Source organism: Succinivibrio faecicola (assembly GCF_019448115.1).
GTDB classification, from domain to species: domain Bacteria; phylum Pseudomonadota; class Gammaproteobacteria; order Enterobacterales; family Succinivibrionaceae; genus Succinivibrio; species Succinivibrio faecicola.
The window spans coordinates 19,082-40,485 of record NZ_JAGFNY010000002.1; the positions used below are offsets into that span (position 1 = coordinate 19,082).

Genomic DNA, 21,404 nt, shown 5'->3' on the forward strand with positions numbered 1-21,404 from the left:
ATTATTAAAAATTTTCAGTAAGGATTACTGCTGTTCCTGTTCTTCTGACTGAACAGATTCTACCATCTGTTCTTCAACAGGAACTTCCTGCTCTACAGACTCAGTTGTTGCAGGCTCTTGTGACACAGCAGTCTGCTCTTCAGTAATTGCCTTGATTGACAGACGGATACGACCTGTGTTGTCAATATCAAGAACACGAACACGAACCTCATCACCAATCTGCAGATAATCGTTGATATTCTCAACTCTTTCTTCAGTGATCTGAGAGATGTGAACAAGACCGTCACGACCTGGAAGGATGTTGACGAATGCGCCAAAATCAGTGATTCTTACAACCTTACCTACATAATCCTGACCTACTTCAACCTCGATGAGTAAATCATTGATACGCTTGATTGCACCTTCAGCTGAAAGCTGTGAAGTTGCAGAAATCTTAACAGTACCATCATCCTCAATATCGATCTGGCTGTTTGTATCTGTCTGAATTGAACGGATATTGAAGCCACCCTTACCGATGATTTCCTTAACCTTGTTAGCTGGAACCTTGATGGTTACAACTCTTGGAGCATATGGAGATAATTCCTTGACACCCTCTGGTACAGCCTTCTGCATTACGTTTAACAGATGAATTCTTGCTGCATGTGCATCAGTTAATGCATTTTGCATAATCTCACGGGTAATACCGTCTGTCTTGATATCCATCTGAAGAGCTGTAACACCATCACGAGTACCTGCCACCTTAAAGTCCATATCACCTAAGTGATCCTCATCACCCATGATATCAGTAAGAATTGCAACTCTGTCATCTTCCTTAACAAGACCCATTGCAATACCTGCTACAGGAGCCTTGATAGGAACACCTGCGTCTAATAATGACAGACAGCCTGAGCATACTGAAGCCATTGATGAAGAGCCGTTTGATTCAGTAATTTCTGAAACAACTCGAATTGAATATGGGAACTGCTCTAATGAAGGTAGAACAGCTTTTAATGCTCTCTTTGCAAGACGGCCATGACCGATTTCACGACGCTTTGGAGAGCCGATTAAACCGATTTCACCTACACAGTATGGAGGGAAATTGTAGTGAAGAATGAATCTGTCAGTACGAACACCAGACATATCCTCAAATGTCTGAGCATCGCGCTCTGAACCTAGAGTACATGTACCGATTGACTGAGTCTCACCACGGGTGAATAAAGCTGATCCGTGAACTCTTGGAAGGATGCCGGTTGCAATGGTGATAGGACGAATCATACGTAATGAACGGCCGTCGATTCTCTTTTCACCAGACAGAATTCTTTCACGAACGATGTTGCGCTCAAGGTCAAAGAAGATCTTTGCAATCTCGTTGTCCTTTTCTGCCCACTCTTCTTTTGAAGATTTTATCTTTTCAGCAACGCTCTTTTGGATCTCTTCTAACTTATCCTGACGCTCTAACTTGTCAACGATTCTGAAAGCCTCACCTACAGCTTCAGTTGCCTCTGATTTAACAGCTTCAATTAAAGCGGTGTCCTCTTCTGGCTTTACCCAGTTCCAAACTGGACGGTTAACCTGCTTTGCGAACTCTTCAATCTCATTGATTACAGTCTGCTGCTGCTCATGACCGTACATAACAGCACCTAGCATTACTGACTCTGGCAGGCAGTTTGCCTCTGACTCTACCATCACAACAGCCTGCTTTGAACCTGAAACAACAAGGTCAAGATCTGAAACCTTCTGCTCTTTTGTCAGTGGGTTTAATACATACTGACCATCAATGTAACCTACACGTGCTGCACCAAGAGGACCATTCCATGGTAGACCTGAAGTCTTTAATGCTGCTGAAGCTGCAATGATAGAAATAATATCTGTTGGAATTTCAGGATTTGCTGACATAACTGTAACAACAACCTGAACCTCGTTTACGAAACCTTCTGGGAATAGTGGACGTAAAGGACGGTCAATCAGACGAGAGATTAAGGTCTCACCCTCGGTAGCTCTACCCTCACGGCGGAAGAAGCTTACCGGAATTTTGCCAGCTGCGTATGAACGCTCCTGGTAATTAACTGTTAATGGAAAGAAATCACGACCTGCAACTTCCTCTTTTCTGTTACAAACTACTGTTGCAAATACTGTAGTGTCATCCATAGAAGCCATAACGGCTGAGTCTGTTTGACGACCAATTGCACCTGTTTCTAAAGTAATTGTATGACGACCGTATTTAAAGGTGCGGATTATTGGTTTTAAATTCATTATATTTTCTCCACTACACCCACTTTTTGCCTCTTTAAGTGGGGCCTATAAAATTAGGGCGGCATTCAAGCCGCCCAGCCAGACGCTAATTATTAGCGACGGAGCTTTAACTTCTCAACGATTGCTGTATAACGAGCAACATCTGAAGTCTTTAAGTAGTCAAGCAGCTTACGACGCTGAGCAACTAAACGTAATAAACCACGGCGGCTGTGGTGATCCTTCTTGTGAGCCTCAAAGTGAGGTTGAAGATCAGAAATTCTTGCAGTTAATAATGCAATCTGAACCTCTGGATAGCCTGTGTCCTGTGGGTTACGACCAAATTCAGCAACGATCTTTGCTTTCTGTTCTACTGTTAACATTTAAAATGCTCCTTTGTGATAATTAAACAATATGACTCTCAGACCGATCACAAACTCAGTTGAAAGCCGACTAATTTTAACATAATTTTGCTTACTTTATTATTAGATATAAAAAAAAGGTGATATAAAGAATAAAATTTCTATACAACGCACGAAATTTCAAGCAAATCATCAGTACTTTTTCTGAAGTTCCTTCTTATTTGATATTTTTCTTACTTTAGACTGTTTTTGATATTTCCACGCACTTAAAAAGTAAGGATTCCTTGTCACCACATCATTCTGTTCAATTGGCCTAACGGCAAAGCATAAAACTCTTATTTGCCAAAACTAAAATTTCCTTAAGTGTTGTCACAAATGAAGTGAACTTCGATGAATTAAGAGAATTTTCTCTTTAATTTATGTACAAAAACAAGGTAATTTCCTACAAAAGGATTGCTGTCAAATAAAATATAATTCGTGGTCTCATCCAAACGGTTAAACCGTGGTCTTTCACGCCAGCATAATTTATAAAAAAAATGCCTGAATGGTAATTTCATGCACTTTTCTCATAAAAGTAAACTGCTTTTATTAAGACAGCTTATTGCTATCCATGTTATCCAATATTCGATGCTATCTTGATAATGGTCTCGGTAAAATAATCTGTTCCTGTTCTATTTGAATTAGATCCAGACAACAACTGATAGGCTCTTTTAATTGACTGATATCCCTGAACAAAAGGCTCCTGACAGATAACGAATTTAAAAATACCTGCTCTTACAAGCTCCACCGTTGTATAGATATCATCAAAGGCTATTCCAAAAATATCCTTTCTGCCACTTGCTATGATTGCAGAGCCAACGCCCTGAACGGCAGCTCCTGTAACATAAACACAGTTGATTTTAGGATTTTCCTTTAGGTATTTTTGAACAAGGATCTGAGCTTTTATATCTGAATCGTCAGACTCAATGGTATTTACAACACTGTAGTCACACCCAAGCCTGTCCAACTCATCTTTAAAACCAGAAATTCTCTGCTGATGTCCACGCATTTTTTCAGAGCCGGTTACAATAAGAATATTGATATGCTCTTTTTGTTTCATCAAAGATAACAGACCAGCACAGGTTTTGCCTGCTTTTATATAGTCAGATCCTACATAACAGATCCTGCCAGAACCTTCTATGTCAGAATTTACAAGAATAACCTTTATACCTGATTTCTGGCACTCTTTAATCTTCTGAGCAATCGCTTCTGTCTGCATTGTTGCAAGACACAAAGCACTGCAACCTTTTGATACAAGCTCGTCAATTGATTTTAAATGAACATCCTCCTTGTAGCCTTGCACCTTTGTAAATACAACTTCTACACCAAGCTCTTCATATTCTCTTATAGCTTCTTCAATACCGTTTGTAACTCCATCAAAAAAGACGTTGCCTATACTTGGCAGAAGAACACCTATTTTGTAGCTTAGTTTAAAACCGGACAGTTCTCGTCCTGCTCTGTTTGGTACATATCCAAGCTCTTTTGCAAGAGCTTTGATTTTTACGGCAACCTCTTTTTTGACGTTACCTCTGTTATGCAGAACTCTATCAACTGTTCCTCTTGAAACTCCAGCGGCAAGAGCAAGGGTCTTTACAGTAACACTCATATGCAACCTTTTTTGTTATAAATTCAAACGGTATTTTTATTTATTTCAGACTCTAAGATTTTCACCTATCAGTCTGCCGGTGCTTACCTTGGATTTTCCTTCGTTTGAATCCTTATGGGCAAACAGCCATTTATTGTTATGGGTAAGATATCCTGACTCTCCACATCTGTGTAGAGCTGAAGGTCTTTGTGTATTTGTGCCTTTAGGCAACACAACCATCATTTTAAAATGCTCCTCATTATCTGCAACGCATGGTGCATAATGAAGAGTTGTTTCATAAAACAGTACAGCCTGACCTTTCTTGACTCTGAAAATCTCTACACTCTGAGAATCAATGATTCCATCCTTGACAGCTGTAGCAGGAGCTACCATTAGATAGGCATCATTTGCTGCAACATTAAGCTCACTATTTCTATGATACTCAAGAGCATTGAGATCTTTATTATGACCGTTACAGTATCCTATTTGAATATCAAGTCCGCCAAAAACCTGATTTTTCATGATATCGACAAATTTTTCGGTCTCTAAAATCTCACTTGATGCAACATAGTCAGTACCATCTGTAAGAGGAGTCTTTTCAAGAGCACTTACAAGCTCATCTGTTGGAATATCGCTAATAACCTTGCCGTAACGCTCGAACTCAACATCAGTTACATCCTTGTATTTTCTTCTGCCACCGTCAAGTACATCACGAAGAGCTGAAAGCTTTGAGAATGCAGGTCTTAACTGAGGATATAAGAATCTGTAAACCTCATATACAGCATTGTATTTTTCAACATCCTCTGTATTTGCCTTGCAGTTGATATCTGATTTATGAACAAGCATTGAACAGGCTTTTTCAACTGATGGGAATACACCTGATGCAACACCTGCAAGAATTGCAGCACCAAGAGCAGGACCTTCTTTTGAGGTGGTTGTTGTAATTGAACAGCCAAGAATGTTTGCCAGCAGATAACGCCAGAATTCAGATCTTGCACCGCCACCACAGGCAATAAGCTGTGATGGTTTAATATCCATCTGTTTTAGCACTTCAAGATTATGACGCTGAGATAGAGTGATTCCCTCTAAAAGAGCTCTTGTCATATGTGCCTTGCCATGTCTTGCACTTAATCCAAAGAATACACCACGTGCATTTGGATCAAGAACAGGTGATCTTTCACCCATTAAATATGGAAGAAAAATCAGGCCATCGGAGCCTAAAGGAATCTTTGATGCATTCTCTGTCATAAGATTATATACATCACGCCCTGCTTTTTGCTCCTGTTCATTTTCATAAGAGAAAAGCTCATCGCGAAGCCAGCGAAGTGAAAGGCCTGCACTTAATGTACATGACATTGCAGTCCATCCATTCTTTACAGCAGCACAGAAAGTATGTACACGACCTAAAGGATCAATTGATGGTTTGTCAGTATGAGCAAAAATAACTCCAGATGTACCAAGAGTGATAAATGCATCTCCACATGAACATACACCTGTACCCAAAGCTGCAGCTGCATTATCACCTGCACCTGCTGCCACAACTGTACCTGCCTTGAGGCCTGTTAGTTTTGCAGCTTCATCACTGATATGTCCTGCAACTTCCTCTGATTCAATGATAGGTGGTAGAAGAGACTTATCAATATTGAGTTTTTCCAAAATCTCATCTGACCACTTTCTTGCCTTGATATCAAGAAGATTTGTACCTGATGCATCAGATACTTCCATAAAGAGTTTACCTGTAAGCTTGAATCTTACATAATCTTTTGGAAGTAAAATGGTACGGCACTTTTTGTAAACATCAGGTAAATGCTTTCTTACCCATAGAATTTTTGGAGCAGTAAATCCTGTTAGTGCAGGATTTGCATTAATCTCAATTAGTCTTTGTTTTCCAACAAGAGCTTCAATCTCATCACACTCTTCTTGTGTTCTTGAATCACACCACAAGATTGCATTGTTTAAAACATTGCCATTTTCATCGAGCATTACAAGACCATGCATCTGACCTGCAATTGCAAGACCAGAAACATAAGATGGGTCAATCTTGCTTTCTTCTAATACGGATTTAATCGAATCTACTGCTGCATGATACCAGCATTCAGGATCCTGCTCTGCCCAGCCGTTTTTTGGTTGAATCAAAGGATATTCAATTGTCTTTGATGCTACAGTTGCTCCCTTTTCATCAAATAAAACTGTCTTTGTACCGGAAGTGCCTAAATCAACACCTAAAAGATAGCGCATAAATAAACCCCTCGATGAATTGTCTGTATATGATTTGTTTTAAAATTTCTTTGTAAGATCTTCTAGTTAAAAGACTTTAGAAAGAAATCTTGAAAAAAAGGGGGCTATGCCCCCTATTACTGGATGATTAGTTCTGTACTCTCTTCTTTGACATAACGTCAACTACAACAGCTGCAAGAAGAACTAGACCTTTAACAGCCTTCTGCCAGTTGGCGTCAACACCAAGAATTGACATACCGTTGTTCAGAACACCCATGAAAACTGCACCAATAACAGCACCACCAACAGTACCTACACCACCGTATGCTGATGCACCACCAATAAAGCAGGCGCCGATTGCATCAAGCTCATAACCTGTACCAGCCATTGGAGATGCTGAATTGAAACGAGCCACACAAACTAAAGCTGCTACTGCTGCCAACAAGCCCATGTTTACATAGGAGAGGAATAATAGACGGTTTGTGTTAACACCTGACAGCTTGGCTGCCTTTTCATTACCGCCAAGAGCATAGATTCTTCGACCGATAACAGTCTTGTTGGCAATGAATGCATAGATGATAACGATAGCCAGAATCAAGATTAAGATAACTGGGATACCCTTGTTCTTGCCTAAAAGTACGCTTGAAGCAATTACTGCTGCAAGAATAATAATATGCTTGAACAAGAATGCATACATAGGATCAACTTCATAGCCCTTCTTAATCTTGTTAAGACGGTCAAAGAGAATTCCAAATACATATACAACCACAATGAAGCCTGTTACAACCATTGTTGTATCAAATGCATTTGCTCTGTTTGCAGGAATAAATGAGGTAAACAGATCAAGATATTCTCTTGAGAATGGGCTGATTGTAATACCATCAAGTACAATCAGTGCCAGACCTCTGAACAGTAACATACCTGCTAAAGTTACAATGAATGATGGGATTCTGATATATGCAATCCAGAAACCATGCCATGCACCTATGAGAATACCCAAGAGCAGACATACTGCAATTGCAAAGTACATGTTCATTGTAGGATTAGAGAAGAAAGCTGTTTCATTCTCTGGCATTACTACCATAAGAACGCCGGCTACCGCTCCTATAAGTGCGACTACAGATCCTACAGACAAGTCGATGTTACCGCAGCCGATAATCAAGAAGAGCATACCGACAGCAAGAATAATAACATAGCTGTTCTGGTAGATAATGTTAGTGAAGTTCTGTGGTGAGAATAATGAAACTGCACCACCTGTCTTTAAACGAATTGCGATCTCAAAGAGGATCATTACCAGTATAAGGGCAATTAACAGTGAATTGCGCTTTAACATATTTAGAATTAGCATAATAGTTTACTGCTCCATTGTAGGTTTCTTATCAGAAGAACGTAAGATTGCACCCATGATGCTTTCTTGAGAGGCATCCTTTCTAGGCATTTCTGCTACGATTTTGCCTTCATTCATCACGTAGATTCGATCAGACATACCAAGTACTTCTGGCAGTTCTGAAGAAATCATAAGCACTGCTTTACCAGCTTCTACAAGTTTGTTGATGAGGCAGTAAATCTCATACTTGGCGCCAACATCAATACCACGTGTAGGCTCATCAAGAATTAGTACATCAGGTAGTGCAAAGATCCACTTTGCAAGTAGAACCTTCTGCTGATTACCGCCTGACAGATTACCTACATTCTGAAGAACTGAAGCACACTTAACGTTCAGATCCTGTTTTAATTCCTTTGACTTAACAAGCTCAAGATCCTTATCAATCACAAGCCTTGATGAAACCGCCTCAAGATTGGCTAAGGTCATGTTTGTTGAAATAGGATTTTCAAGAACAAGACCATCACCCTTTCTATCCTCAGTTACATATGCAAGTCCGTTTTTGATTGCATCAGTTACGGTATTGAGAACGACTTCCTTGCCGTTGATTATTACCTTACCTGAGATCTTTGCTCCATAGGAATGACCAAACAGACTCTTTGCAAACTCTGTTCTGCCTGCACCCATGAGACCTGCAAATCCTACAACCTCTCCTTTGTGAAGTTTGATTGAAACATTATCATTTACCTTTCTGTTTAGATTTAAAGGATGATATACAGTCCAATCCTTAACCTCTAAAAGAACTTCGCTGGAAATTTTATGATCTGGATTTCTCTTAGGGAAGCGGTCAGTAAGGGCTCTACCTACCATTCCTGCAATAATTCTGTCTTCTGAAACGTCGTGATTTGAATTATCCAAAGTTTCAATTGTTGAACCGTCTCTGATAACAGTAATTGAATTTGCAATATATGATATTTCGTTTAATTTATGAGAAATGATAATACTGGTCATGCCCTCTGATCTGAACTTATCAATAAGCTCCAGCAGTTTTTGAGAATCGCTTTCATTTAAAGATGCTGTTGGCTCATCGAGAATAAGCAGTCTGCAGTTTTTTGAAATTGCCTTTGCAATTTCTACAAGCTGCTGCTTACCAACACCAATATCCTTAATTAGAGTATGTGGATCTTCATCTAGACCGACCAGTTCTAACAGCTCTTTTGCTCGCTGGAATGTTCTAGGCCAGTCTAATACTCCTTTTGATAATGAACTTGTACGTTCATTACCTAGAAACATGTTTTCTGCAATTGATAGATAAGGTACAAGAGCAAGTTCCTGGTGAATGATTACAATACCTTTATCTTCTGAATCATGGATTTTACTGAACTTACAGGTTTCATTATCAAAAATAATATCACCATCATAAGATCCATATGGATAAATGCCACTTAAAACGTTCATCAGAGTTGATTTACCAGCGCCGTTCTCGCCTACAAGAGCATGAACCTCGCCTTGCTTCACCTCTAGATTCACATCACGAAGAGCGGTAACTTTACCGAATGTCTTTGTGATATTTTTCATCTTAAGCAGAATATTTTGTTCTGTCATAAGTACCCCTTATAATCAGGCCAGTTTCCTGGCCTGATGAAGTTTGAATAATTGTTGTTTATTTAATTACTTAACTTCTTTTTCTGTGTAGTAACCAGACTCGATTAAAACTTCCTTTAAGTTATCCTTGGTTACAACGATTGGAGTACATAGATATGATGGGATTACACCGGTACCGTTATTGTAGGTTATTGTATCGTTAACTGGAACATCCTTCTTCTCAACGATAGCATTAACCATACGAACTACCTGATCTGCAAGAATACGGGTATCCTTGAAGATTGACATGGTCTGAATACCGCGACGCATGTTCTTTACAGAAGGCTTATCACAGTCCTGACCTGTTAGAATTGGGAAATTTTCTGCATTATAACCAACAGATACTAATGCATTGGTAATACCGTTAGCAACAGAGTCATTTGATGATAAAACAGCATCTAACTTGGTGCCTTCAGGACCATAACCGATTGATGCAATCAAGTTCTCCATACGCTTTTGAGCTTCTTCTGTTGACCAGTTTAAAGTTGCAACCTGTTCCTTCTTGGTCTGGCCTGATTTACAGATTAACTTGCCACTGTCTAAGTATGGCTTTAACACATCCATAGCACCGCCAAAGAAGAAGTTAACGTTGTTGTCATCAATAGAACCTGTAAATAATTCGATGTTCTTTGGATCAGTGCCTTCCTCATTTAGCTTTAAAGCATCAACAAGGTAGTTACCCTGAATCTGGCCTACCTTATAGTTATCAAAGGTAGCGTAGTATGAAATAGCATCAGAATTCATGATAAGTCTGTCGTATGAAACAACAGGAATACCCTTATCCTTAGCTGCAGTTAAAACTTCTGTTAATGAGCTTCCATCAATAGGAGCAATAACAAGAACGTCGCAGTTTGAAGCAATCATATTCTCAACCTGATTCAACTGAGTAGGAATATCGTTATCGCCTGCATATAATAATTCAACTTTATGGCCTGCATCCTGTAACTGTCTTTCTAGATTGTGACCATCCTGATTCCAACGCTGTAATGACTGAGTTGGCATTGAAACACCAATTTTTGCAGCATTTGCTGAGCTGATAGCTAATAAAGCAGCACATAGAGTGGTTAAAGTTGTTTTTAATTTCATAGTAAAGCCTCATGTTTGTATAAAATATTGTGCACGTGCACACATGTTAATAGTAAAGCCAATAAATAAAAATTGCATCTATACTTTATGATTTGTTCAAAATAATTAGAGATGTATCATAATTTAACATAACCATTTGAATTATAAAATAATTTTTTAATTAAATAGTTACTATAGTGTAATATTGGCTATGTTAATAATAATTTTTTATATATAAAAGCTGCTATATTCATATTGTAAAAACAATCGAAAACAATATATGTATTTTATTATTTATCTATCTGATTCATATAGACTTTTAATCATTTTTATTAAATTCGCAAAATATTTAATATTTTTCAAAAAGTTTAGGTAGGTCAAAATTGCGTACTTTTGTACAGAGTGGTTAATTTTGTGTAATCTATTTTTTGTGTTTTTTTTAAATTCTATTATTGGTAACCGTTTTCATTATCGTACATATAATTATTTTCTATTTGATTTATAAAGTTTTTTTATTTTTATAAAAAAAAACAATGCCGGATCCTTTTTCTGGATCAGGCATGTCAAAAATGAGTTATGACTATTTATGATTTTTTAGTAGCTCATAATTATCGCAACCTTGCTTGAATTCAAGTTTGCAAGATTTTTCAAACAGTTTTAATGCTTTATTTCTATCTTTTCTGACTGAGAGGCCATCCTTGTAGAAAAAAGCCTCAAGATTGCATGCTAATGCATTATTCCTGCCGCATGCCCATGATATGTGATGATGCCCCTTGTTTAGATCCTTTTTAGTACCATCACCATATACATACATTAGGCCTAAATTAACACAGGCAAGATTATCTTCTAAAGAACATGCTTTTTCATATAGATTGAAAGCCACTTTAAGATCATCTTTAGATTTAGACTCATCCTTTATCTGAGTTGCAAGATTATTGCATCCTTCTGCACAGCCATTTTGGCAACTGATAAAAAACAACTCTCGTGACTTCTGATAATCCTTATTCTTGTGATAGTAAAGCCCAAGTGATGAACAGGCAAAAGCATTGCCAAGAGAACATGCCCTTGAGAATGATTCTGCTGCAAGTTTTTCATCATAATCGCTAAACTGCTTATCCTGATATAACATTCCAAGATGCAGACAGGCTTGATCATCATTGGCTTTACAGCTTTTTGTAAAAAGGTTTAATGCTGTATTAAGATCAGTTTTTACAGCTATTCCTTTTGCATACATAAGTCCAAGATTAGAGCAAGCGTGCGCATCTCCACCTTTACAGCCTTTATCAAATAGTAAAAATGCCCTGTTAAGATCCTTTTCCACCCCATATCCGTTTATATACATATTTCCAAGATTTGAACAACCCTGTGGTGAATTGTAATCACAGGACAATTTGAACAGATTGAATGACTGACCTAGATTCTTTTTTGAACCAAGTCCGTAATAATACATAAGACCAAGATTAGAACAGCCATGTCCGTTTTTTAAATCACAGCTTTTTTTAAAAGATAATCTTGCCATCTTATTTGATTTTTCTACACCACCAAGGCCTTTTTGGTAAATCTCGCCTAATAGATCACAGGCAACTCCCTCATTCTGTTTACAGGCTTTTTTAAAGAATCTGTATGATTCACCAAGATTTGTTCTTATCTCTTTTTTCTGAGAATACAGCATTCCTGCTGCAGTACACCCCTTTACATACTTTGCATCACAGGCTTTTTCATAAAACTCAAGTGAGGCTACTCTGTCCTGCGTATACTTTGAATTTTCAAACTCAGAACCAACCTTGAAGCAGGATTCGCCATCCTTAAATTCACATGCCTTTGTAAGAAAATGAAAAGCCTGTACTGTATCTACCGGATAATCAACATCATCATCTTTATAACCGTAAAGATGATAATCTACAGCACTAAGACAGCTTTTTAAATTTCCATCAGAGCATCTTTTCTCAGCCTCGGCAACGATATCCTTTTTACAGGATGTTAACAATGAACACAATACAATAAGAATAAGTACTGAAAACCGCATATTTAGTCCTTTTTACAATTAAGTTAAATGTAATGCAAAAAAGAAAAAATCTCAAATTTTTATAATCAATACAGCTTGTTTGACTCTGATTTTTCTGAAGAAAATTCAAAATTGTGGTATCTTGATGTAATCATTTTCTACAATTTTTCAAACACAAAAATGAGCTACACAAAATTACAGATAAAAAAAGAAAAACTAGCAGGAAAAGGTGCATTTTTGCTGACTGGTATTGGAATAGCCCCATGGGCTTCTATTATGCCTTTCGTCAAAGAGAATCTTAACCTTAACGAGCTTTATTATACTTTTCTGCTTTTAAGCTTCGGTATTGGTGCCGTTATAGGTATGCCTCTTGCTGGACCTCTATCTAAAAAATTCGGAGTTAAAAGAGTTCTTACACTATCTTTTATTTCTCTTTTTGTTTGTGTTGCTACAATTTCTATTCCTTGTATTAACTACATTTCCTGCGCTCTTGTAATCTGTATCTGGGGAGCCTCGCTTGGTGTCACAGAGGTTGCTAACAACATTCACGGTACATATTTTGAGGAAATTTCAAAAGAGCATATGCTCTCTGGATTTCATGCTTTTGAAACGATAGGCTGCCTTTTAGCAGCTTTCTTGTTTCCTTTTCTACTTGTTCTTGATATTCAGGTTTTCTATGTAAGTCTTTGCGTATGTATTCCTGCAATACTGCTGTCTTTATGTATCGATCATGGATTGCTAAATACACATGGCATAAAAGAAGAAAATACTATTAAGCAGACACAGAAAACTCCTATACGTACGCTTATCATCATATCTGGCCTTGCCTGTATGCTTATGTATCTTTGTGAAGGTCTTGTATATGACTGGAGTGGAATATACTTATTTGATAAATGCAGTATCTCTTTAAATACAGCTTCTTTAGGTTATGTGTTCTTTCAGATCACAGTAGCTCTCTTTCGTATTAAAGGAGATATGCTTATTACTCTTTTAGGAGCCAGAAAGGTTCTGGTTATAGGCTCTTTATTTGCTTTTATATGCCTGTACCTAATTTCTCTGTGTCACAATCCATATGTGGTTATTGCACTGTTTGCCCTTCTAGGAATCTGCGTTGCCAATGTTGTTCCTGTAATTATTTCTAATGTAGCGCAAAACTGCGGACAGGATAAGGCAAAAGCAATATCAATTGTAGGTACAATAAGTTATGCAGGAGTAATGATTGGACCTGCAGTATTGGGATTGATTGCATCCATTGTTTCACTGGATGCAATCTTTGCCTTTTCAGGTTTTCTTATGATTGTGATGGGTATCTTGTGCTTTGCAGCTTTAAGGCATAAGAGTTTAACTAATTAATAAGTTTTACATCCTTGGCAAATTTTTCAATAAAATCATCCATATTTGACTGTTTTAACTGCCAGTCAAGGCTTTCCTTTTCTGCAAGTTTTTCAATCTCTGTATCGACATAGACATTCTGATCTGGAGATACATAAACAATTGGAGTTCCATAGAACATTCCGACAGTATCCTTGACATTATCTAAATTCCAGTCAGGTTTATGTTCAAACGATCTTGCATACATGAACATAAATCTCATTGTATCAACCTTGCTAACATTCCATTTATCAAGTTCATAACTGAATGAAGCTGCATCGTAAAACATGGACGACATATTCTCTACATTTGAGACATCCCATGAGGAAATATCCTGATTAAAAGCAGAGGCAAACTGAAACATACCACGCATGTTTTTTACCTTTGATACATTCCAGTTTGATATGTTCTGATTGAAATTTTTAGCATAGCAGAACATATAGCTCATGTCAGTCACGTTTGAAACGTCCCATTTTTCAATACCATCAAAAAAGAATCTTGCCTGATCGCCTGTTTCAAGAACAGGTTCAAAAAGATGGCTCATATCAGTAATTAATGAAGTGTCAATTGAACCTAATTCAATATCCTCATTTAAAATGATCCTTCTTAATTCATTTTTGGATTTAGGACGTAATTTTTTTGAAAACATAACCGACTCCATGTTTGTACTGTTTTTTACAATAGCATATTTATGCGATTTCTTGAAACTAATATGGAGTAGTATTTGATGTGATTTTGAAATTTGAAAGGGTGTTCACACACCTAAAAAAAATACCCTCATTTTTGAGGGTATTTGCGTTTTCTTAAATACTTAAGAAGTCAGGATTAAGCACCTAAAGCTGCTTTAGCCTGCATAGCAATAGCCTTGAATGCTTCCTTATCGTTGATTGCAAGATCAGATAAAACCTTACGATCGATTTCGATGTTAGCCTTCTTTAAGCCATTGATTAACTGGCTGTAGCTTAAGTCTAACTGACGAGCTGCTGCATTGATACGAACAATCCATAGCTCACGGAACTGACGCTTCTTCTGACGACGATCACGGTAAGCATACTGACCTGCCTTGGTAACAGCCTGGACAGCAGTACGGAAGGTACGTGAACGAGCACCGTAGTAACCCTTAGCAGCCTTTAAAACTTTCTTGTGACGAGCACGTGCAGTTACACCGCGTTTTACTCTAGCCATTTGTCAAATCCTCCAATTAAGCGTATGGTAACTGACGAGCGATTGCACGTAAGTTACAGGTCTTTACACAGGTCATGCTACGTAGCTGACGCTTACGCTTGCTTGACTTCTTGGTAAGGATGTGACGTAAGTTCTGGTGACGGCACTTGTAGTGACCGCTACCGGTTTTCTTGAAGCGCTTTGCTACGCCTCTATCGGTCTTCATTTTGACCTTGACTTTTCCAGCCATTATATACTCCGCATTTTTAGCAGTTAACACACAATATAGGAGCCTGGTAAACCAGGACTTGTTACCCTATACTATTTCTTCTTAGGAGCCAACACCATAGTAGCCTGTCTACCTTCAACACGTGAAGCAGACTCTACTGATGCGATTCCTCTTTCAACGCATAGATCATTCTCTACACGCTTGAGAACATCTAAACCTAAGGACTGATGTGCCATTTCGCGACCGCGATAGCGCAGAGTTACCTTAGCCTTATTGCCCTCCTCTAGGAAGCGAATTAGGTTGCGTAGTTTAACCTGATAATCCGCTTCATCTGTTCCAGGACGGAATTTGATTTCCTTAACCTGAACAACCTTTTGCTTCTTACTCTTCTGATCTTTACTCTTCTGATAAAGATACTTACCATACTCAATTAGCTTGCAAACTGGTGGCTCTGCATTAGGACTAATTTCAACTAAATCAATCCCCTGCTCTCTTGCCATGTTGATAGCTTCAGCAGTTGGCATTACACCAACTAACTCGTTATCAGCGTCTAAAACACGAACCTCTTTACATCTAATATCGTTGTTAATCCGGTTCTTAGGCATTGCCTTGCCGGTCTTTCTGCTGTTGTTTATAGTAAGTACTCCTAAAAAAAAGTAAACGGCGTTATGCCAGAAAACGCATTTTCATGCGTTTTCTAATCTCCAAAGGATAAGAAGAACTAATCCTTTTTCTCTGCCTCTGCACGGGCTTTTTCAATAGCTACGTCTGCATCAGGCATATTTTTGCGCTGTATGATATCTGATTTTATTAATTTAATCAAGTCATCAACGCTCATTGTTCCCAAATCTGCACCCTTTCTGGTACGTACTGCAACTTTACCCTGTTCAGCTTCTCTTGCACCACATACAACAAGATAAGGAATGTGCATCAAGGTATGCTCTCTGATCTTAAAGCCAATCTTATCGCTTCTTAAGTCAGTTCTTGCACGAAGCCCCTGCTCATCCAACTTCTCGAACACGCTCTTAGCATAGTCTGCCTGATCATCAGTTAAAGACATTACGACTGCCTGAACTGGAGATAACCATGTAGGGAAGGAGCCAGCATATTCTTCTGTCAGAATACCAATGAAACGTTCTAATGAACCTAACATTGCACGGTGGATCATAACAGGTACGTGCTCCTGGTTATCCTCACCGATGTATGCTGCACCTAAACGTCCTGGTAAAGAGAAGTCTAACTGAACGGTACCACACTGCCATTCTCTGTCTAAAGAATCATGCAGAGTGAACTCGATCTTAGGACCATAGAATGCACCTTCGCCAGGCTGTAGTTCATACTCAAGACCGTTTGCCTCTAAAGCCTTCATCAGGTCCTGTTCTGCTCTATCCCAGATCTCATCTGAACCGATTCTCTTCTCTGGACGTGTAGATAACTTGATATCAACGTTGTGGAAATTAAATACGTCGTATACATCGTAAACCATCTTGATACAGTCTGATACTACATCAAGGATCTGGCTGTCGGTACAGAAGATATGACCATCATCCTGCTCGAAGCCTCTTACACGAAGAAGACCATGTAATGAACCTGATGGCTCGTTACGGTGATCCTTACCAAATTCAGCCATTCTGATTGGAAGATCACGATATGATCTTGTACGTGAATTAAAGATCTGAATTGCACCAGGGCAGTTCATTGGCTTAATCGCATAATCGCGATTTTCTGACTTGGTTGTAAACATGTTCTCAGCATATTTCTCCCAGTGGCCAGATCTTTCCCAAAGTACTCTATCCATAATCTGAGGAGTGTTAACCTCTATGTAGTGGTACTTGTGTAACATTTCACGCATGAAGTTTTCAACAACACGGTAAATTGTCCAGCCGTCATTGTGCCAGAAAACTAAACCAGGTGCTTCCTGCTGGAAATGGAATAAATCAAGTTTCTTACCAAGAACACGATGGTCACGTTTTGCAGCTTCTTCTCTGCGCTTTAAGAATACCTTTAATTCATCCTTTGAAGCAAAACAGCAGCCATAAATACGCTGAAGCATCTTGTTCTTTGAATCACCTCGCCAGTAAGCACCAGCAAAGTGTGTTAATTTGAAATTCTGACAGAAACCCATGTGAGGAACGTGAGGGCCACGGCACATATCGGTATATTCATTGTGGTGATACAGGCCGATTGACTTATCGTTTCTATCAATGTTCTCTTCTAGAATGAGTTTCTTGTATGGCTCATTACGCTCTGTAAAGGTGTCATAAGCCTTCTGCCAGTCAGCAACTTCCTTTACAACCTGATAGTCAGTCTTTGCAAGCTCATGCATTCTTTTGTCTAAAGCTTCAAGATCTTCTGCTGTAAGCTTGTGGTCAATATCAACGTCATAATAAAAACCATTGTCAATGACAGGACCAATAGCCATCTGAGTTGAAGGCCATAGCTGCTTGATTGCATGACCTAAAAGATGAGCGCATGAATGACGAATGATTTCAATACCCTCTTTATCCTTTGGGGTAATGATTGATACTTCAGCATCATTCTCAATTAAATCGCAAGCATCGTGTAACTCACCGTTGATTTTACCTGCAACGCAGTTACGAGCTAAACCTGCACCAATTGACTGAGCTAATTCGAATATAGAAATTGGCTTATCAAACTCTTTGATATCGCCGTTTGGAAGTGTGATTTTTGGCATTTTCTAAACCTCGATGCATACTCTGCATCTCAAGGCTCCATAATTAAAGTAAAAAAATATTGAAAGTGAACCTTGTATTACAACTCAAGTTATAAACTTTCAACGAACTGTGAGATTATACGCCTTTTTTAACTGTTCTGAATATAAAGGGAAGTAAAAAAACATTTTTTTGTTTCTACCGATAGAAAGGATACTCTGCTTTTAACTTTACAGGATATGTTTTGTTTTCAAACAAATTTCAAATAACTGATATTTTTTATGATACTTTTTTTACCAAATTATGCCGAAAGGACCTTGGCTTCAACCATGGGGAGCTGTCAATTTTCATTAGAATAATCATACGTTGAAGCTAAGAGAACAAAAAAAGTATTCCTTCTATTATTTGTACAAACATGATGGTTTTTATCTTTTTGTTATAAAATAATTGACTTTAATATTGAAATATAACAATTATTTTGTATAATAAATTCACTTTGCGACCTTAGCTCAGTTTGGTTAGAGCATCACCTTGACATGGTGGGGGTCGGTGGTTCGAGTCCACTAGGTCGCACCATCTGAGAAGGCAACCAGTTGGTTGCTTTTTTTTGTATCCATTTATTGTTTTCTAGTTTTCTCTTTATAATCCGTATAATCTTTAAAAACGAAAATTCGTTATTATTCTGATTTTTTCTAAAAATTACGCTCTGCACAATATAAATATTTAATTACTTTTCTCCTTAACATGACATTATTCCCCCAAATGCACGTATTTTTGGGAGAATAATTTATTATTTTGGGAGAATTCTTAAGATGATAACCTTCGATTTCACTTAACAAGCTAAATGAAGCTAAATAGAATGCTACAGACATCAAAACATCTACCTATACTCTTGGTAAGGCTCCTGAGAACCTTACTTCTAACCAGGCAGCCAGACTTGAAATGATTGCTGATACCAATCCAAGACTGTTCCGAGGCTACAAGTTAAAAGAACAACTAAGACTTGCTTTAAAGTATCCTGACTTAGAAGAAACTAAAGATGAGCATAAATCTTTCTTTTGGAGAGCCACTCACAGCAGAATTCAAGTTTTCAAAGAGCTTGCCTATAAAATTAGGCGACATGAGAAGCATATTCTCAATACAATAGAGACTCAACTGAACAATGCCAAAGTTGAGTCTATAAACGACAAGATTAAGTTGTTTTTACGTAAAGCTTATGGCTGTAGAAACATCCAAAATATGCTCGATATGATCTAGCTTGGATGTTCAAAAATTATAATTCCAACTTCCTAATCGAGGTGGTAAGTGGCTTAGATTAAGGCTCTAACCGTGTTCTGCTTTCATTATTTACCTATAAATATGCACGAAGAGCCTTTTTTTTATTAGCAAAGGTTTATTTGTGTAAATAATTCATCATTGCAAATCAAGAATTTCTTTTTCTGTAAAAGTTTTACATTTTTGCGCTTAACGAAAATTCCATAAAATAACTCTAAAAATAATAATAAATGCTCTAATTCGTTGGTACATAAGGTTTTTAATACTTTTTACAGACAAGTAAAATTATTTTGACGTAATACTCATTTTTTAAACAAAAACTTTCATAATTTGACCAAATATACACTATCTGACATTTTAGTTTACTATTTTTGACTATCTCAAAAATTACTTTTTTCAAAAAAATTTCTTCAGCTAACTTAATGTATCAAAAGGCTTATTTATGCTGTCTAATTGCAAATTCGCTAATTTTGCAAATAAAAATGTTGACGTATATCACAATTTTGTTTAATGTGATATTCATCATATTCACCTTTATGTGCTTTTTAGTGTGCACATTTTTAAATTTATAAATTACAACTAACACATCGATGTTAATCGAGGTATTTATGAACTTTATAAATCTAGCATCAATAAAATCAAAGCTTATTACCAGCTATGTAGTTATTGTTTTAATGACTGTTTTTCTTGCATTCATTGCAATTACAAGCATGAACAATTCTCAGGGAATTGCTGTTGAAAAAATCGAACAGCTAAACCAGCGATACGAGAGAACCAGATTATCAACAAATGCTATGAACAAATTCAATGACGCAGTTAGAAAAATAGCTACAAATTCTCAAAGAAGAGGCTCTAATACTGATATACCTTCTCTTTTAGAAGAGCTCAAGATGCGTGTTGACAAGCTGCAGACAACAAGATTTCCAGTTGAAATTGGAGCTATTAAAAAGAGTACAAAAGACTATATAGACATTTTCAACAACGTTTTTATGCCAGCTGTTCAGGAAGGTGACTACACTCTTGCAAACTCTGTATATGTTTCAAATCTTAGCTACTACTATTCTGACTTTTTAGAAAATATGGCTGAAGTTAACGCAAAGCAGTTAAATGAAACAAAAACAGCAATGCAGTCTCTTCAGAAAAACACAACAGCTCTAATCATTATCGGCTGTGCTGCGATCGAAGCTATAATTGCTGTAATTATGGCACTTAGAATTCCTTTGGTAATTGTTCAGGCAATCAAGAACATTGGTAAGAGCATCAACGTATTTGCAAATGGAAACCTGGTTGAGAAGATCAGTACCGACAGAAAGGATGAGTTTAATCCACTAGCATTGGATCTTGAAGGAATGAGACACAGTCTGCATAAAGATATGTTCAAGGTTGTTGATGTTTCAAACAAGCTTGGCAAGGTTATCGATGAGCTGTCAGACACTTCAGAAAAAATTAACGCTACTGCCGAAGAAAACCAGAAGAGAGCCTTAACTGTTGCTGCAGCCTCTGAAGAAATGGTTCTTACAACAAGCGATATTGCAAAGAACTGTGAAAACGCAACTGTTGCAGCGCAGGAATCAGCAGCATCAACAACTGATGGCGTAAACAAGGTTCAGACTATCATTGACAAGATTGCAAATCAGGTCAAGAAGTCAAAAGAAGATGCTGTTCTTGTTCAGAATCTGTCAGTTCAGGTTCAGAAGATTGAAAGCATTGTTAACACAATTGATGACATTGCATCGCAGACTAACCTGTTAGCTTTAAATGCTGCAATTGAGGCAGCTCGTGCAGGTGAAGCAGGTAAAGGCTTTGCTGTTGTAGCTGATGAAGTTCGTGCTTTAGCATCAAGAACAACAGCATCTACAAACGAAATCACAGCTATGGTTTCAAAGATCCAGACAGATGCGTCTGTTGCAGATTCTGCAATCCAGGAATCAGTAGTTGTAATGGATGAACTTTCAGAGGAAAGTTCACAGGTTGAATCTATCCTTGGCAATCTGACTGCTATGGTTAATACTGTATCAGAGCAGATCACTCAGATTGCTACAGCTGCAGAACAGCAAACTGTTGCAACTCAGGAGATTTCAACAAACATGAAATCAATTACAGATGGCTCCAAGGAACTTTCAAATACTATCAATTTCGTTAACAGCGAAATCAAGGACTCAAACGATCAGGTTGTAACCTTGATGAATATGGTAAGCAAGTTTACTGTTTAAAAATCGTTAATACTCAAAATCAGACTAGTCC

At 37.8% G+C, this 21,404-nt stretch carries 16 protein-coding genes and 1 tRNA gene; 4 read left to right on the forward strand and 13 right to left on the reverse strand.

All coding sequences use genetic code 11. The annotated features are described in order from the left end of the window. Nucleotides 1-24 precede the first annotated feature (24 nt). The 8 genes from pnp to J5V48_RS01265 form a co-directional block, all read right to left on the reverse strand. Complete coding sequence (gene pnp, locus J5V48_RS01230; RefSeq protein ID WP_219936133.1) at nucleotides 25-2,232, reverse strand: polyribonucleotide nucleotidyltransferase; 2,208 nt, start codon at nucleotides 2,230-2,232, stop codon at nucleotides 25-27. Nucleotides 2,233-2,324: 92 nt separating this feature from the next. Continuing rightward, nucleotides 2,325-2,591, reverse strand: coding sequence for a 30S ribosomal protein S15 (rpsO, locus tag J5V48_RS01235; RefSeq protein WP_219936135.1), 267 nt, complete (start codon nucleotides 2,589-2,591; stop codon nucleotides 2,325-2,327). A gap of 592 nt (nucleotides 2,592-3,183) precedes the next feature. Then, complete coding sequence (locus tag J5V48_RS01240) at nucleotides 3,184-4,215, reverse strand: LacI family DNA-binding transcriptional regulator (RefSeq protein ID WP_219936137.1); 1,032 nt, start codon at nucleotides 4,213-4,215, stop codon at nucleotides 3,184-3,186. A gap of 45 nt (nucleotides 4,216-4,260) precedes the next feature. Then, nucleotides 4,261-6,432, reverse strand: a complete 2,172-nt coding sequence (gene xylB, locus J5V48_RS01245; protein WP_219936139.1) for a xylulokinase — start codon at nucleotides 6,430-6,432, stop codon at nucleotides 4,261-4,263. A 127-nt stretch (nucleotides 6,433-6,559) separates the two neighbouring features. Further along, nucleotides 6,560-7,759: a multiple monosaccharide ABC transporter permease gene (gene mmsB, locus J5V48_RS01250; protein ID WP_255557553.1), complete on the reverse strand. Its 1,200-nt coding sequence runs from the start codon at nucleotides 7,757-7,759 to the stop codon at nucleotides 6,560-6,562. Nucleotides 7,760-7,765: 6 nt separating this feature from the next. After that, nucleotides 7,766-9,340 carry a multiple monosaccharide ABC transporter ATP-binding protein gene (gene mmsA, locus J5V48_RS01255; RefSeq protein WP_219936141.1) on the reverse strand — a complete coding sequence of 525 codons (1,575 nt, stop codon included), beginning with the start codon at nucleotides 9,338-9,340 and terminating at the stop codon, nucleotides 7,766-7,768. 66 nt (nucleotides 9,341-9,406) lie between these two features. Continuing rightward, nucleotides 9,407-10,465: a multiple monosaccharide ABC transporter substrate-binding protein gene (gene chvE / locus J5V48_RS01260; RefSeq protein ID WP_219936143.1), complete on the reverse strand. Its 1,059-nt coding sequence runs from the start codon at nucleotides 10,463-10,465 to the stop codon at nucleotides 9,407-9,409. 559 nt (nucleotides 10,466-11,024) lie between these two features. Next, on the reverse strand, nucleotides 11,025-12,470 hold the full coding sequence (locus tag J5V48_RS01265; RefSeq protein ID WP_219936145.1) for a tetratricopeptide repeat protein: 1,446 nt from the start codon (nucleotides 12,468-12,470) through the stop codon (nucleotides 11,025-11,027). A 159-nt stretch (nucleotides 12,471-12,629) separates the two neighbouring features. Here J5V48_RS01265 and J5V48_RS01270 point away from each other — a divergent pair, with 159 nt between their 5' ends. Next, entirely contained in the window at nucleotides 12,630-13,802 is a 1,173-nt protein-coding gene (locus J5V48_RS01270; RefSeq protein WP_219936147.1) for an MFS transporter, read from the forward strand. On the opposite strand, the gene J5V48_RS01275 is transcribed toward J5V48_RS01270, so the two are convergent. The 5 genes from J5V48_RS01275 to thrS form a co-directional block, all read right to left on the reverse strand. Then, a complete protein-coding gene (locus J5V48_RS01275; protein WP_219936149.1) occupies nucleotides 13,795-14,469 on the reverse strand; it encodes a BspA family leucine-rich repeat surface protein in 675 nt (224 codons plus the stop codon). The genes J5V48_RS01270 and J5V48_RS01275 overlap by 8 nt on opposite strands. Before the next feature lie 176 nt (nucleotides 14,470-14,645). Further along, nucleotides 14,646-15,005 carry a 50S ribosomal protein L20 gene (gene rplT, locus J5V48_RS01280; RefSeq protein WP_219936151.1) on the reverse strand — a complete coding sequence of 120 codons (360 nt, stop codon included), beginning with the start codon at nucleotides 15,003-15,005 and terminating at the stop codon, nucleotides 14,646-14,648. A gap of 16 nt (nucleotides 15,006-15,021) precedes the next feature. Further along, nucleotides 15,022-15,234, reverse strand: coding sequence for a 50S ribosomal protein L35 (gene rpmI / locus J5V48_RS01285; protein WP_219936153.1), 213 nt, complete (start codon nucleotides 15,232-15,234; stop codon nucleotides 15,022-15,024). Between the two features lie 71 nt (nucleotides 15,235-15,305). After that, the gene (infC, locus tag J5V48_RS01290) at nucleotides 15,306-15,818 is read right to left on the reverse strand and encodes a translation initiation factor IF-3 (protein ID WP_219936156.1); all 513 of its coding nucleotides are present in this window, start codon (nucleotides 15,816-15,818) and stop codon (nucleotides 15,306-15,308) included. A gap of 116 nt (nucleotides 15,819-15,934) precedes the next feature. Then, complete coding sequence (gene thrS, locus J5V48_RS01295) at nucleotides 15,935-17,908, reverse strand: threonine--tRNA ligase (protein ID WP_219936159.1); 1,974 nt, start codon at nucleotides 17,906-17,908, stop codon at nucleotides 15,935-15,937. 475 nt (nucleotides 17,909-18,383) lie between these two features. Here thrS and J5V48_RS01300 point away from each other — a divergent pair. The 3 genes from J5V48_RS01300 to J5V48_RS01310 all read left to right on the forward strand — a co-directional run bounded on the left by J5V48_RS01300 (nucleotide 18,384) and on the right by J5V48_RS01310 (nucleotide 21,373). Further along, a tRNA-Val gene (locus tag J5V48_RS01300) sits at nucleotides 18,384-18,461 on the forward strand. A 294-nt stretch (nucleotides 18,462-18,755) separates the two neighbouring features. Beyond that, nucleotides 18,756-19,142 carry a transposase gene (locus tag J5V48_RS01305; protein ID WP_219936347.1) on the forward strand — a complete coding sequence of 129 codons (387 nt, stop codon included), beginning with the start codon at nucleotides 18,756-18,758 and terminating at the stop codon, nucleotides 19,140-19,142. A 626-nt stretch (nucleotides 19,143-19,768) separates the two neighbouring features. Next, nucleotides 19,769-21,373, forward strand: coding sequence for a methyl-accepting chemotaxis protein (locus J5V48_RS01310; RefSeq protein WP_219936161.1), 1,605 nt, complete (start codon nucleotides 19,769-19,771; stop codon nucleotides 21,371-21,373). Nucleotides 21,374-21,404: the final 31 nt, after the last annotated feature.